This window comes from Roseospira navarrensis (assembly GCF_009601025.1).
In the GTDB taxonomy this organism is placed as follows: Bacteria; Pseudomonadota; Alphaproteobacteria; order Rhodospirillales; family Rhodospirillaceae; genus Rhodospira; species Rhodospira navarrensis.
Window position 1 is genome coordinate 1 of record NZ_WIVE01000193.1, and the last position, 365, is coordinate 365.

Annotated in this window: 1 protein-coding gene; it reads right to left on the bottom strand. The window is 60.0% G+C overall.

Features of this window, described 5'->3' with window-relative positions; genetic code table 11:
- On the bottom strand, positions 1-365 hold a 365-nt coding region (locus tag GHC57_RS20615; RefSeq protein ID WP_153347285.1), incomplete at both ends, for a Crp/Fnr family transcriptional regulator.

Here is a 365-nt window from a genome sequence, read left to right on the forward strand (position 1 = left end):
TCGACCACCATCGCCTCGTCGCGGGAGGCGCCCCACATGATGGCCGTGGCCAGACGTGGAAAGTCCTGGAAAATCTGCGTCATTCTTTGCTGAGACACTTCGCTGATGACGGCGTCGGTCAGGCTCTCGAAAGAATGATCGGACGTGCGCAACAAGATACTGCGCAATCCCATGAAATCACCGGGAAGCGGAAAGCCGATGATCTGCCGGCCGCCGTCGGGCACGATTTTATAGCTGTTGGCCCAGCCCTCAAGAAGCAGCCATGCGGCATGGTTCTTCTGCCCCTCATATACGATTTCCGTTTGCGGCGCCACGCTGCGACGGGTGGATTCCAGGTCGGCAACGCACCGCAGTTCGTCCGGCGC